At 64.5% G+C, this 12,587-nt stretch carries 12 protein-coding genes and 1 riboswitch; of the genes, 6 read left to right on the forward strand and 6 right to left on the reverse strand.

Translation table 11 applies throughout. The features are described from left to right. Positions 1-44: 44 nt before the first annotated feature. Entirely contained in the window at positions 45-1,001 is a 957-nt protein-coding gene (gene cobD, locus HPY67_10060) for a cobalamin biosynthesis protein CobD (GenBank protein NPV05061.1), read from the reverse strand. 153 nt (positions 1,002-1,154) lie between these two features. On the opposite strand from cobD, the gene HPY67_10065 reads away from it, so the two are divergent. From HPY67_10065 to HPY67_10090, 6 genes are all read left to right on the forward strand, one after another. Further along, the gene (locus HPY67_10065) at positions 1,155-2,465 is read left to right on the forward strand and encodes a hypothetical protein (GenBank protein NPV05062.1); all 1,311 of its coding nucleotides are present in this window, start codon (positions 1,155-1,157) and stop codon (positions 2,463-2,465) included. Between the two features lie 59 nt (positions 2,466-2,524). Continuing rightward, positions 2,525-3,415, forward strand: coding sequence for a hypothetical protein (locus HPY67_10070; protein ID NPV05063.1), 891 nt, complete (start codon positions 2,525-2,527; stop codon positions 3,413-3,415). A gap of 11 nt (positions 3,416-3,426) precedes the next feature. Continuing rightward, positions 3,427-4,296 (forward strand): hypothetical protein, encoded by an 870-nt coding sequence (locus HPY67_10075; protein ID NPV05064.1) that lies wholly within the window; start codon positions 3,427-3,429, stop codon positions 4,294-4,296. A gap of 1,337 nt (positions 4,297-5,633) precedes the next feature. Continuing rightward, positions 5,634-5,906, forward strand: coding sequence for a hypothetical protein (locus HPY67_10080; GenBank protein ID NPV05065.1), 273 nt, complete (start codon positions 5,634-5,636; stop codon positions 5,904-5,906). Between the two features lie 98 nt (positions 5,907-6,004). After that, on the forward strand, positions 6,005-6,256 hold the full coding sequence (locus HPY67_10085; protein ID NPV05066.1) for a hypothetical protein: 252 nt from the start codon (positions 6,005-6,007) through the stop codon (positions 6,254-6,256). 321 nt (positions 6,257-6,577) lie between these two features. Beyond that, positions 6,578-7,393: a sugar phosphate isomerase/epimerase gene (locus HPY67_10090; GenBank protein NPV05067.1), complete on the forward strand. Its 816-nt coding sequence runs from the start codon at positions 6,578-6,580 to the stop codon at positions 7,391-7,393. Here HPY67_10090 and trpD read toward each other — a convergent pair. The 5 genes from trpD to HPY67_10115 all read right to left on the reverse strand — a co-directional run bounded on the left by trpD (position 7,390) and on the right by HPY67_10115 (position 12,551). Beyond that, the gene (gene trpD / locus HPY67_10095; protein NPV05068.1) at positions 7,390-8,505 is read right to left on the reverse strand and encodes an anthranilate phosphoribosyltransferase; all 1,116 of its coding nucleotides are present in this window, start codon (positions 8,503-8,505) and stop codon (positions 7,390-7,392) included. The genes HPY67_10090 and trpD overlap by 4 nt on opposite strands. A gap of 25 nt (positions 8,506-8,530) precedes the next feature. Then, complete coding sequence (locus HPY67_10100) at positions 8,531-9,544, reverse strand: alcohol dehydrogenase catalytic domain-containing protein (GenBank protein ID NPV05069.1); 1,014 nt, start codon at positions 9,542-9,544, stop codon at positions 8,531-8,533. 66 nt (positions 9,545-9,610) lie between these two features. Continuing rightward, a riboswitch (cobalamin riboswitch) is annotated at positions 9,611-9,837 on the reverse strand. Positions 9,838-9,942: 105 nt separating this feature from the next. Further along, positions 9,943-10,695: an adenosylcobinamide-GDP ribazoletransferase gene (gene cobS / locus HPY67_10105; protein NPV05070.1), complete on the reverse strand. Its 753-nt coding sequence runs from the start codon at positions 10,693-10,695 to the stop codon at positions 9,943-9,945. After that, a complete protein-coding gene (cobT, locus tag HPY67_10110) occupies positions 10,692-11,756 on the reverse strand; it encodes a nicotinate-nucleotide--dimethylbenzimidazole phosphoribosyltransferase (GenBank protein ID NPV05071.1) in 1,065 nt (354 codons plus the stop codon). Before cobT ends, cobS begins: the two co-directional genes overlap by 4 nt. A 63-nt stretch (positions 11,757-11,819) precedes the next feature. Next, positions 11,820-12,551, reverse strand: coding sequence for a TonB family protein (locus HPY67_10115; protein ID NPV05072.1), 732 nt, complete (start codon positions 12,549-12,551; stop codon positions 11,820-11,822). Positions 12,552-12,587 lie beyond the last annotated feature (36 nt).

Here is a 12,587-nt window from a genome sequence, read left to right on the forward strand (position 1 = left end):
TAAAGATGGCTAAAGGCTGAAGGCAAATGGCCCCACGCCTCGCCTTATTTCAGCAACGCGGAAAGCCCCTTGTGCGCCAGGGCGAAGACCGTCGCGGCCAGGATTGTCATGGCGAAGAGCATGGCGTTTGCCTGCCGGATGTGATTCGGCTCCAGCCTCTGCAGCGGGTCCCCCATGAAGGGCTGGGGATCGAAGGAACCCCCGCGGAACACCGGCCCGCCCAGCTGTACCCCCAGCGCCCCCGCCATGGCCGCCTCGGGAAGCGCTGCATTGAGGTTGTCCTGGACCGCCCCGTCGCGCCGGCTCACCCGCAGGGCGGCCAGGGGCCTCATCCCGAGAAGCATCGCCGCGAGCGCCATGAACAGGACCGTTACCCGGGCCGGCAGCCAGTTTGCCAGCCGGTCGAGCCAGGCGGAGAACCGCCCGAAATCATAGTATTGCTCGTTCTTGTGTCCGAAGGCCGAGTCGAGGGCGTCGATGGCCTTGTAGAGGATGACGCCCAGGGGGCCGAAGAGGAAGGCGCAGATCAGCGGGGCCATGACCCCGTCGACGCCGTGGCGTGCGACGCTCTCGATGGCGGCCCGCGTGACCTCCTCGCGGTCCATGCGGTCCGTGTCGCGCCGCACCATCTCGGAGACGCGCTTGCGCGCCAGGGGCAGATTGCCCACCTCGAGGGCGCGGTAGACCTCCGAGGCCTGGTCCGCCAGGAATCTCGCGGAGAGGGCCGTGTAGAAAACCCAGATCGAAAGCGCCGTGTGCGCCCAGGGGTGCAGCAACGCCGCGAGTCTCAGGAGCCCCCAGGCCGCAAGGCCCGCAAGGCCGAGGACCATTACGGCTGTCAGCAGCCCCGCCTCCCGGGGCGACTTGAGCATCCCTCGTATCGAGGGTTCCAGGGCGAGGGCAAATCGCCGCATCATCCTCGCCGGGTGGGGAAGCCCGCGGGGATCCCCGAACAGCAGGTCGAGGAACAGGGCGATCAGGATCTGGATCTCGAGGCTCATGTCGCGCGTAATATACAGGAATTTTGGTCATTTCGAAAGGTTCAAGCCGCATGCAGGCGGGGCCGTGACGCCCTGCTGTCAGAGGCTGGAATTATTCTTCGTAAGAGCTTATTATTGCCCGGTTTTTGCATCGGATCGGGAAGGGGAGGTATCATGAAACCGCTGAAATTCCTGGCATCCCTGTCGGCTGTCCTCATCTTTGCCATTCCCGAGCTTTGTTTTGCGGATTGCTCATCGCCGCCGAGGGGCTTCGGCAGTGCCTGGGCGCGGCAGTACAAGCAGTGGTGCGAGGGCTGTTGCGGCACCTACTCGCCCAGGGGGCCGAGCTGCAATCCCGGGCCGAACTGGGGCTGCGGGGGCGCACAGGGGTCCGGCTCACCTGCCTACACCCCTCAGCCCTCATACGACTACGAGGCCGAGTACCAGCGCCAGCTGGAGGCCGACCGTCAGAGGCAGCGGGAGATCGAAGAGCAGCGCAGGCGGGAGGAGGAAGAGGCCCGGCGCAAACAGGAGGAATTCGAGCGGAACAAGCGCGAGGCCCTGAACAGCATGAAGGGCATGGGCGCAGGGGAACTGGGCCTCAAGGGTGCGGGCACATCCGGCGATCTCGGGCTGAAAGGCGTCGACGGCGTAAAGCAGGGCCTCGGCCTCAAGGGCATGGGCGATTCGGACCCCAACGTCGTCGACCTTCGGCACCTCGACCCGAACAAGCCCGCCACGGTCGATCGGAGCAAGCTGAAAGGCCCGGCGAAAAAGGAGGTCGCGTGGTCCGCGGCCGAGTGCGAGAAGGCCGACGCGACGCGCCGGCGCATCGCCGAGGGCCTCCCGGTGCAGCTCGACTCGATCCGGCGGACGGAGGCGCAGGTCCGGGCGGCCAGGCAGGACATGGCCGACGTCTCCGACGAGGCCAAGGCCATGGCCCGCGAGAGGCTCAAGGACGAAATCAAGGGATACACGCAGAACCTTCTCACGTCCACGCACGGGCTTCGCACCCAGGTGGAAGCCCTGAAGGCCGTCGGGGCCGATAAGAAAACAAGGGACAACCTGCTCAGGGCCCTCCACTCCGTCAGCTCATCGGCGGAGGACCTACAGAAGCTGCAGCAGGCCGCCCGGGAGGGGTACAGCGCCGGGACGGACCTGCAGAAGAAGATGGACTCCCTCACGGCATACATAGTCCGCGCAAACAAGCTCTTCGTGGACAGCGGGATCGCGGAGCAGCTCGGGGAGACGCTCTCCGAGAGCGCCGGCGGCCCCCTCGGCGCCTTTGCCTTCAAGGGGGCGCTGCTCTCCGTCGACATCGGGGTTCTCGCCGCCAGGGGCAAGCTCAGCAAGGACGAGTACGACCGGGCAAGAAAGAACCTCGATGTCATGAAAAACCAGTACCAGCGAAGCCAGAACCGCATCAGGGAACTCGACAGGGACATGGCGAAACACTGCGCGGGGGCGCCCCGGGCAGCCAGGTAACCGCAAACGGCCAATCCCCCTGCTCACCCCGGCGACGGGGAACCACAAAGGAGTGCACGATGATCCGTACGAACCGTTTACTTTTCTTTGCAGTACTGCCGGTGCTTGCCGTCCTTTTTATGGGGGCCGCGACGGCTCAGGCCCAGTCTTCCCAGCAGGCTCTCAACCAATACATCGCCGACCTCCAGAAGAACCCCAGCGACTACGCCCTCAGGGAGAAGATCATCAGGCACGTGCAGACGATGAAGCCGGCGCCGGCGATACCGGAGGAGGCGCGGCGACACTATGTGATGGCCAAGGCGCTTTCCGATGAGGCGAAGAAGGTTGAGGACTTTAATGAAGCTATTGCGGAGTTCAGGGGCGCTCTGCTCGTTGCTCCCTGGTGGGCCGAGGCCAACCGCGACTTTGGCCTGACATTGGAGGCAGCACAGCGATATGACGAAGCCATCGCCTACATAAAGCTGTACATGGCTACCAATCCCGGCAGCGATCGCACTCGAGCGGCGCAGGACGAGATTTACAAAATTGAAGCAAAGAAGAGGTTGGCTGGCAAAGCGGCGAAAGAATCGAGCCCGGCGGCAGCCTCTGCGCCAAAGCAGAGCACGTTTGACGATCTGCTCAGGAAGATCGACGGCAGAAGGTACACGAGTCCTGTTGACAACGGAAATTACTTCATGGTGATAGATGTGACCGGCAAGGTTTTCAGGCTTGGAATCCTGTATCCCCAGAACTACGATGTTCCAAGCCGTCGCGGACAATATGTTGAAGATGTCCGCGACGAGATCCGGGGGCGCGAGACGACCGTGCCGATATACGAACGGCCGGCCCATTTTCGAGTCTGGGCGGTGTCAAGAACCTATGTGATCAGCGACGATGGCGACAGGATAACGTACCGCGTTCGGTACAACGACGGCGACGTGCGCCAATATATATTCCTGTGGCAGCGATAAGGGGTGATCTCATGATTTCTCTCAAGACCTGTATGTGTTCCTTGATGATCGGCTTAATGGTTATTGCGACTTTTTCGGCGCATGCTCAATCCTCCAATCCTCAGCAGATCCTGAATCAGTACATCGCCGACCTCCAGAAGAACCCCAACGACTACGCCCTGCGGGAGAGGATCATCCGGCACGTGCAGACGATGAAGCCGGCACCGGCGATACCGGAGGAGGCCAAGCGACACCTGGCGCGCGGCAGGGCAGCGCTCAGGGGCGCAAAAGAGGCAAGGGATTTCCAGGATGCAGCCGAGGAGTTCAAAAAGGCCCTGCTCCATGCGCCGTGGCTTGCCGAGGGATATTACAACCTGGGCGTCATCCAGGACAAGGCGGGATACTACGACGATGCGATGAAAAACCTTAGATTCTATCTCATCGCCGCTCCCAATGCCCCGGATGCCGAAAAGGTGAAAGAACTGGTCTACGAGATAGAATATCGGAAGGAAAAAGTCGCAAAGGACAAGGAAGCAGCAGCAAGGAAGGCGGCCGAAGACCGACGGGCACAGCAGGAGGCCGCCGCCAGGAAGCAGGCGGAGTTCCTCAGCAGAATCAACGGCGCTCGATATGCCAATTACTTCTGGGCGAATCGTGGGGACACGGGCGCTCGCGCACAATTCGTCACCACGCTGGATGTCAGAGGCGATACCGTCGCCCATGGACAAGGCCTTGCAAATGGTCAGGACTGGTTCTTAACCGGTATTACATTCAAAATCGACGGGCGAACGCTTCGCTGCTTTATTGACGGCAGAGCCCTTCCGGAAAATGATGGTGTTATCTCGGATGACGGGAGCACCATAACCGTCGGGCAAGGCGTCGTGTTCAAGCGTGTGAGGTAATGCACCGCAACACGCCGGCATTTCGCCTTGTACTGCCGGGGTTGACGGAATGGCAGTTCTGGCCATGAAAAGACGCCTTGCGTCAGTCGTGGCCTTTTTTTACCTTGTATCGCCCGCTTTCGGGGCTGGCCTGTGCGGGCACAGCACTTCCGAGAGCGGCGTCCGAAGCGTCAAGACTCTCGCGCGACGTGAAATCCCCATTTGACATGCAGAATGGCCATGTCTTGGACTTCGGCCAGCGAGATCGAATTCCTCTCGGGCATGGAATGCGGGCCGGAACGGAATTGCGTCAGGCAACAAGACCCGCAGCCTCACGTCCGTGACCTGCCCTGCTGTGCCTGCGGGAAGCAGAAGGCCCCCACCGATGCGCGGAAGGGGCCCTCATTAAGGAGAACATCTTGTATATGTGAATGCGGCCCTGGCCGCCTGTTTACTTTCCGACAAAAGCGGGAAAGCACATGGGGTCCGCCCAGAACTTCTTGTCCTTCTTGATTCCCTTCGTCGTCTTTTTCATCTTGCAGCCTCCTTTACGGCTCGTGTTTGAGTCTATCGGCCGGTCCCTCGAATTCCGGAAAGCACATGGGGTCATACCAGATGCCGCCACGCCTGTAGACCTTCCCCCTTTCGGGTTTCTGCATCTTCCTCATGTCGGCCCCTCGCATCGACCTCGCCATGCCTTTTCCCTAACGGCCCCGCTTCGGCGCATAAACGGGGAAGCTCATCGGGTCTGTCCAGTACTTCTTGTCCAGCTTTGCGTTCTTGCCCTTTTCCTTCATGACCAAACCTCCTCGAGTGTTTATGCAAGCCCCGGGGTCAGCGTACGATGCCATTGCGGGGAGTCAGGATGGGGTCCTCCCACACCCTGTCCACCCTCTCGCCCATCAGGTTGATCCGGGGGTCTCTGGTAACCCTGTCATGTGCCGTCGTCTGAATCCGCGTCATCATGTCTTGTTCCCTTTCGTCACCCCCAATATACGGTTTTTTCGTTTCCGGAAAATCGGCGGCGGTCTGAATCTTGGGTAGGAAAGCCTGACTTTCGAAGGGCAGAGGGCGTCTGAGAGGACCATAGGAGGTATGCCTATGGCGCCATACTGCTCTTGATCCGGTTGTATGCGGGCGAAGGAACGCATTGATCGCTTTGTTCACCGCCGTTGAACGTTTCTTTCAAGAAAACCCCCTGTCGCCGGCCTCCCGGGCAGTGACGAGCACGCCGGGTCATGATCGATATTGTAATCGATTCAATGAGTTGCAGATTATCTGCCGTCTTCCTTTCACGTTGGCACGCTCTTTCCAATATGGGTGGGCAAGAACACAAAAACACCGAGGAGGACCTGACCATGAAAAAGACGCTTTCCACCCTGATTCTTTCCGCCGTCGTCGTTCTGATCACCGCCGGATTTGCCTTCGCCGAGTACGCGGCAGCCGGGGCGGGCAACTTCCCCTACTTCCACCTGGGGGCCCTGATCGTGGGCGGCATGACGATCGTATCGCTCAAGCAGAAGTACGAGAAGCTCTACCTCAGCGAGGCGGTGGGCAGCTTTGCGATGTACGCGGCGCTGGTGGCGCTCTTCACGAGCCCGGTGGCCGAGGCGATCAAGAATCTGCTGTAAGAGACAGGCACTAGGCATCAGGCGTCAGTCTTCAGGAAGCAGCAGGCGCAAGGCAAAAGAGGGACCGAGTCCCGAGCGCGAGACAGGAGGCAGGGGCCATGGCAGCGCAGGCGAAGGCAAGAGTTCGGCAGATCGACTTCTCGCACATCCTGGTGATCGGTTCTTGGGGGTTTGCGATCGTGATTGCCTCGATGCTGGCGCTGTACATGGGGTACCTGCTGGACGAGATGCTGCGGACGCCGCCGACGTTCATGCTGGGGCTGTTCTTCCTGGCGCTTCTGCTGTGCATCGGTCGGCTCTACAAGGATGCCTGGGACCGTGTGGGCAGGGAGAAGAAGGCTCGGGGCTAGAGGCCCGGGGAGCCGAGGGAAACGAAACCCGCGACAGACGAAACAGACGAGACAGACCGCAGAAGGTCCTCCAATGGAAACCCCCTCTCCGCAAGGCGACGGAGCGGGGGTTTTTCATGACTGATATGCCATGCCCCGGTCGGGCGCCCGGTTTTCAAGGCAAGTTCTATCGCTCCATGTCGGCCTTTAAGTCCATGACCAGACGCCAAAATGCCGCTGTTGACGGGCAGGGCCGTCCTGGCCTAGGATCATGTTGCGCTCGGGCGGATGCGTGCCGGGGTGCTGCGTTTGCGGAGCTGCAATCAACGACGATGGGACGCCATGAACCCTGAGCCGCCCGTGCTGAAGAACCGATTCCCGTTTCGCCTGGGGACGACGTCCTTCATCCTGCCCGACGACTACCTGCCCAACGTGCTCCATCTCGCCCCCGTGGTCGACGACATCGAGATGCTTTTCACGGACCCTTCCGACGAGGCCCTGCCGGGTCCTGCCGTGATGCGGGAGATCCGGCGCATCGCCGACCGCGACGCCCTTTCGCTCACGGTTCACTTGCCCTACGACCTGGACCTCGGGGCGGGTGACGATGCCGTCCGGAGCGACAACGTGTCGAGCATGGCTCGTGTCATCGAGAAGAGCCTCGTCCTGGAGCCATTCGCCTGGATCCTCCATCCATTCTGCGAGTGGCAGCACTTCGGCCCCGGCGGCCCTTCCGGCGATTGGATGGAGCGCCTGTCCGACTCGCTCGACCGCCTGTTGGACACGGGCATTTCGCCGGAGCGACTCTGCCTGGAGAATCTGCGTCCCGCCTTCGACCCGCTGGGGGGGCTCATCGAGGAAAAGGGGCTTTCTGTCTGCCTCGACGTGGGACACCTGGCGATTTATGGCCATAGTCTGGACGAATTCCTGGATCGGTACGGAAAGAGGGTCCGGGTCGTCCACCTCCACGGGGTCCGGGACGGCAGGGATCACAGAAGCCTGGGCGGCGATGACCGGCAGGTCCTTGAGCGGCTGCTGGGCTTCCTGAACGGCTGCGGGCTTCCCAGGGTCGTGACGCTGGAGGTCTTCGGCCAGGCGGACCTGGACGAATCCCTTCGGGTCCTGTCGGAATACGTCCCGGACGGGCAAAGACTTCCCTAGAGGGTCAGGCCCGCCGCCGAGGCGATGGACGAAAGGGTCCGAAGGCCGCTCTCCGCATCGCGGTTTTGCCGCCGCACCCAATCCCGGAGCTTCTGCAGGGGGGCACCGCTTGCGATTTGACGCAGCGCCGCCGCCGTTCCCTGCCGTAGCGATTCCGCACGGCCTGCAATCCAGAGGACCGCGCCGGCATTGAGGGCCACGATGTCCGTTCTCGAAGGGTTTCCCCTTCCGGCCAGCAGCCTGACGGCCTCCACAGCCTCCTCCTGCACCGTGTCGCGCGGCCGCAGATCGTCGCGGCGGCCGCAGCGCAGTCCCGCATCTTCCGGGGTCATCTCGTACAGGCTTCTGCCGCCATTGCCGTCGAGGACGCCGATGACGGAAGGACCGAGGGTGGAGAGCTCATCCATTCCCTGTTGGCGCCGCTCGTCCCAGCCGTGGCAGAGGATGGCCTTGCGGTAGCCGATCCTCTCCATGACATCGAGCGTGGGCCCGATCTGCCCGGCTTCCCCGACCCCCCGGACGGCGATGCGGGGCAGGGCCGGGTTGGCCAGCGAGGCAGCGATGTTGAGGGTCGTGCCGAAACGCACCTGCGACAGGATCCGCCCGAGACCCGAAGGGTGGACCTGTGCGCTCATCCCGTTGAAGAGCCCCAGGCCGCAGGCCTCGATGGAGCGGTGAACCGTGTCGACGTCGCACTCGACGTCCACCCCCAGCGCCTCGCAGAGATCCACGGTCCCGCAGCGGGACGTGATGGCCCGTGCGCCGTGCCGTGCAAGCCGCACCCCGAGGCTGGCGGCCACGATGGAGGCCAGGGTGCTCACGTTGAAGGTCTTGAGCGTGTCCATCCCCGTGCCGCAGTTCTCCACGATGTCGCCTCCTGCGCGGATGCGGTTGGTGTCGAGGTAGTAGATCGCCTCGAAACAGCCCGCTATCTCGTCGGCCGTCTCTCCCTTCATCCGGAGGGCGGCGAGAAAGGCCCCCTTCTGCAGGTCGGGCTGGTCCCCGAACAGGATTTCGGCGAAGACCGTTCTCGCCTCGTCCCGGGAAAGATGCCGCCGGGCCATCACGGCCGTAATGATCGCCCCGAAGGATTTCAAATCGTGCTCATGCATTGCAGACCTCCTGAGGACGGAAACATCAGAATTCGGTGATCAACAGTTTCTTCGCCACGCCGGCCTCGAGACGTTCCATGCCCGCCGCAATGCCGTCGAGGGCGATCCCTTCAGGCTTAAGGCATTCCAGGTCGATTTTGCCCGATGCGATGAGCCCCAGGGCCCGGGTGAAATCGTCGAGCCGGCAGCCGTAGGAGCCCGCCAGGGTCAACTCCCCGTAGTGGATGCGGTTTGACTCGATGACAGCGCGCGCATCCGTCTCCATCCCTGAAAAGAACGACACGCCGCCGCCCGGGTTCATGGCTTCCCAGAGGGGCCAGGCCAGCCCATCGGGGCAGGCGGGGACGACGAGGTCGAGGCGGATGGATAGCTGCTGCAGCACGGAAAGGATCGTGTCCGCCGCGGCGTGCAGGGCGGTGACGCCCGGCGGCAATCCCTGCTCGAGCCTCCGCCGGTTCCGGTCGGCGACGAGGACGCGGTCCCATCCCTGAGCCAGCAGAAGGGCCGCAAAGAGGCTTCCGACAGCGCCCGCCCCGATGACGAGAGCCGTTCCCCTCTGCAGGTCGGCAAAACGCCCCAGCGCGCTGATGCAGCAGGCGAGCGGCTCGGCCAGCGCCGCCTTCCGAGCCGTGAGGCCGCCGGGACGTCGAACCAGGGAAGGCAGGGCCTCCTCCGGGAAGGGGACGCAGCTGCGGAAGAACCCGTCTTCGTTGAAGCCGAAAATCCGAAGCTCCGGGCAACGGGTCTGCCTGCCCGAACGGCAGGCCGGGCAGCGCCCGCAGAATCGCCCCGGGTAGAGGGCGACCGGCGTCCCCGCCCTCCAGTCCGGGTGGTCGCTGGCGAGAATCGTGCCTGCGGCCTCGTGGCCGAGAATGCGCGGCAGCACCAGGTCCTTCTGCCCCCGGCGGACCATCTTGATGTCGCTGCGGCAGACCGCAGCCGCCTCGATGCGCACGAGCACGCCGCCCCGGGGCAGTTCGGGCGCAGGAAGGTCGGCGACATCCAGCCGTCCGATCTCTTGCAGCAGGGCCGCTTTCATGAGGTCCTCCAAAATAAAAGCCGCCCGAAACACGTCGCAACGTGCTCCGGGCGGCTTCTGGCTTCGCCGTCCCGTGTGCGCTCAGGCAGGTCTTCTGACTCTCCCGGCTGCCACTCGCCTTCCCGGCCCGTCAGGGCCAGTGGCTTTTCACCCGGTTACCCGGGGCTTCGTGACAGCGCCGCGGCATCAGCCGTTCACTGATGCGGGGACCACAGCACCGGCCACAATGTGGTGGATTCTGACCACCTTCCCTATTCTCCCCTCACGGGGGCACCTGAACGCTTCAGGTCTGATTATCACTGGCGGGGCAGCCTGTCAAGGAACCGCGATCGACTCCACTTCATGCAGCACGGCGCGGTTCGCTGCAGTCACACGATCCGCCGAACCGGTGCCTTGCCTCAAGGCGCAAGGCCCCGCTGGACCCACATGGCCGCGGCAAGCAGCGGCATGATCTCCACGATCTCGCAGGTCGCCCCCAGGGTATCCCCGGTGAAGCCGCCGATCTTGCCCCGGCTTGCGGCGCCGGCGAGGACCGTCCCCGCAAGCGCGGCGAACCCCGCGAGGGTGCCCGCCGGCCCCGCCAGCAACCAGCAGGCAGCGAAGAGAAAAGCAAGGCCCCAGCCCGCCCGGAGAATGCTGCGCTCCCGCGTGAAAACCCCCGCCAGGCCTTCCTGTCGCGCGTAGGGGAGAAGCGACATCACCATGACCATGGCGGTGCGCCCCGCCACGGCCATCAGGACGATGGCAGGGCCGCGGAGCGGACCGGTGACGGCCGACAGGAGGGTGACCTTGAGGATGACGACGGAGACGACGGCCGCGACCCCCATGGGTCCCGTCCGGCTGTCTTTCATGATTTCGAGGATGCGCTCCCTCGGCCGCGAACTCATGAACCCGTCGGCCGTGTCGGCAAGCCCGTCCACGTGAAAGCCGCCCGTGAGCAGGATGGACGCAAGGACGACGATGGCGCTGGCCGGGAGCACGGGCAGCAGGCCTGCCAGGCCCGCATCGAGGGCGGCGAGCAGCCCTCCCAGGATGAGTCCCACGACGGGGAAAAACCAGACGCTTCGCCGGAGGTCACCCTGTCCGCCGCCCCATGAGGCCGGCACGGGGATGACCGTCAGAAACTGCAGGGCCGCAATAAGGGGTTTCACCGGTCCGCCTTTGAAACCGACGCCTCCTCGAACGTGGCCACCTCCGTGAGAACAGCGACGGCCGCCTCGACGAGGTTCATCGCCAGGGCTGCGCCCGTGCCTTCGCCGAGGCGCATGTCCAGGTCCAGAAGGGGCTCCTTCCCCAAAGCCGCCAGGGCCACGCGATGCCCCCGCTCGACGCTGCGGTGCGCGGCGATCATGTAGTCGCCTGCCGTGGGGCAGAGACGCTGGGCGATCAGCGCCCCGGCCGTGGAGATGAAGCCGTCCACCAGGACGGGCCTGCGCAGCGAGGCGCAGCCCAGGATGAGGCCGGCGATGCCGCCGATTTCGAACCCGCCCACCTTCGAGAGCACGTCAAGTCCGTCCCTCGGGTCCGGGCGGTTCACGTCGATGGCCCGCTGGATGACCTCGATCTTGTGCTCCAGCTGCTCGTCGTCGATTCCCGTCCCCCGTCCCGTGACTTCCCGGACGGGGGCGCCGCTCATCACGGCCACGACGGCGCTGGAAGGGGTCGTGTTCCCGATTCCCATGTCGCCCGTGCCGAACACGTCCGTCGACGGCGCGAGCTCGAGGGCCACGGCAATCCCCGCCTCCACCGCCGCGAGCGCCTCCGGGCGGCTCATGGCGGCTCCCCGGGCGATGTTCTTCGTCCCTGCGCCGACCCGCCGCGAGAGGATCTTCCCCGATGCGGCCAGGGCCGACAGGTCGGCCGCAACCCCCATGTCCACCACGACGACGCGGGCGCCCGCCTGCCGCGCGAGGGCGTTGATGCCCGCGCCGCCGCGGACGAAGTTCAGGACCATCTGGGGCGTCACCTCGCTTGGGTACTTGCTCACCCCTTCGGCGACGACCCCGTGATCGCCCGCCATCACGACCACGGCCTTCTCCTGCACGGGAGGATCGAGCGAGCCCGTCATCCCCGCCAGGTCCTCGGCGAGGTTCATCAGGCGCCCCAGGGCCCAGTGCGGCATCGTGAGCTGCTCGAGCCGCGCGCGGGCGCGCCTTCGGGCGTCGGCATCCTGGGGTGAGATCCTCTGCACGGTTTCGGTCAACAGACCCATTTCGTCATGTCTCCATTCTGTAACGGCGGGTGATCGGGCGGGTTCGAGCCGGCGGGGCTTGGCTCAGTCTCTCAGGACGAAGCGGACGGGCACGTCGACCCACATGGCCACGGGGACCCCCATTCGCCTGCCCGGCTCGAATTTCCATCGCCGCACGGCGTCGAGGGCGGAGCGGTCGAGCATGTCGTACCCGCAGGACTTCAGGATTCGCACCTCCCCCACGCGGCCGTCGGCGCGGACCTCCGCCGACAGAAGGACCACGCCCTCGTAGCCTCTCATCCGGGCCGCTTCCGGGTAGTGCGGACGGGCGTTTTCGCCGTAGCGCGGCCAGGCGATGGTCACGTCGCCCCCCTTGCTGTCGCCGACGCCGGACGGGCTGCCCCCTGCCGCCGTGCTTGCGGCAGATCCGCCGCCGGCGGTCTCCGCACCGGCGCGGGAGGCCTTTGCCGAGAGCATGCCGGCCTCCGGGATGCCGACGGACGCGAGTTCGATCCGCCCCTCCTCGCGGGTGACGGTTTCCGGGCGGGTCTCCTGCACTGCAGCGGCAGGCATGCTCAACTCCCGGACAGGGACCTGCCTCGGAGGCCGGGCGGAAACCGGGGCCGCATGCTCTCCCCCTGTGCCGGGCCCGGAGACGAGAGAGACGTGGAGAATCCCGTCCCCATCGCCCGTGAGCAGCCTGGGGGCCGTGTTGACCGCCGTGGCCAGGACCGCCGCGATCACGACGGCATGCAGGATCGCCGATGCCAGCACGGCTGACCGGAATGAGTTCCTGTTGTTGAGGATGCCGACCATGTCCCGATCCTTCGGAGGCCGATCTTCGCCCCCGCC

Source organism: Syntrophaceae bacterium (assembly GCA_013177795.1).
Taxonomy (GTDB): domain Bacteria; phylum Desulfobacterota; class Syntrophia; order Syntrophales; family UBA2192; genus UBA2192.

Excerpts from the sequence above, each read along its gene's own strand:
- trpD (NPV05068.1), bottom strand. The coding sequence starts at position 8,505 with ATGCATGAGCACGATTTGAAATCCTTCGGGGCGATCATTACGGCCGTG.
- HPY67_10080 (NPV05065.1), top strand. The coding sequence starts at position 5,634 with ATGAAAAAGACGCTTTCCACCCTGATTCTTTCCGCCGTCGTCGTTCTG.
- HPY67_10100 (NPV05069.1), bottom strand. The coding sequence starts at position 9,544 with ATGAAAGCGGCCCTGCTGCAAGAGATCGGACGGCTGGATGTCGCCGAC.
- cobD (NPV05061.1), bottom strand. The coding sequence starts at position 1,001 with ATGAGCCTCGAGATCCAGATCCTGATCGCCCTGTTCCTCGACCTGCTG.
- HPY67_10075 (NPV05064.1), top strand. The coding sequence starts at position 3,427 with ATGATTTCTCTCAAGACCTGTATGTGTTCCTTGATGATCGGCTTAATG.
- cobT (NPV05071.1), bottom strand. The coding sequence starts at position 11,756 with ATGGGTCTGTTGACCGAAACCGTGCAGAGGATCTCACCCCAGGATGCC.
- HPY67_10085 (NPV05066.1), top strand. The coding sequence starts at position 6,005 with ATGGCAGCGCAGGCGAAGGCAAGAGTTCGGCAGATCGACTTCTCGCAC.
- HPY67_10070 (NPV05063.1), top strand. The coding sequence starts at position 2,525 with ATGATCCGTACGAACCGTTTACTTTTCTTTGCAGTACTGCCGGTGCTT.
- HPY67_10115 (NPV05072.1), bottom strand. The coding sequence starts at position 12,551 with ATGGTCGGCATCCTCAACAACAGGAACTCATTCCGGTCAGCCGTGCTG.
- HPY67_10090 (NPV05067.1), top strand. The coding sequence starts at position 6,578 with ATGAACCCTGAGCCGCCCGTGCTGAAGAACCGATTCCCGTTTCGCCTG.
- HPY67_10065 (NPV05062.1), top strand. The coding sequence starts at position 1,155 with ATGAAACCGCTGAAATTCCTGGCATCCCTGTCGGCTGTCCTCATCTTT.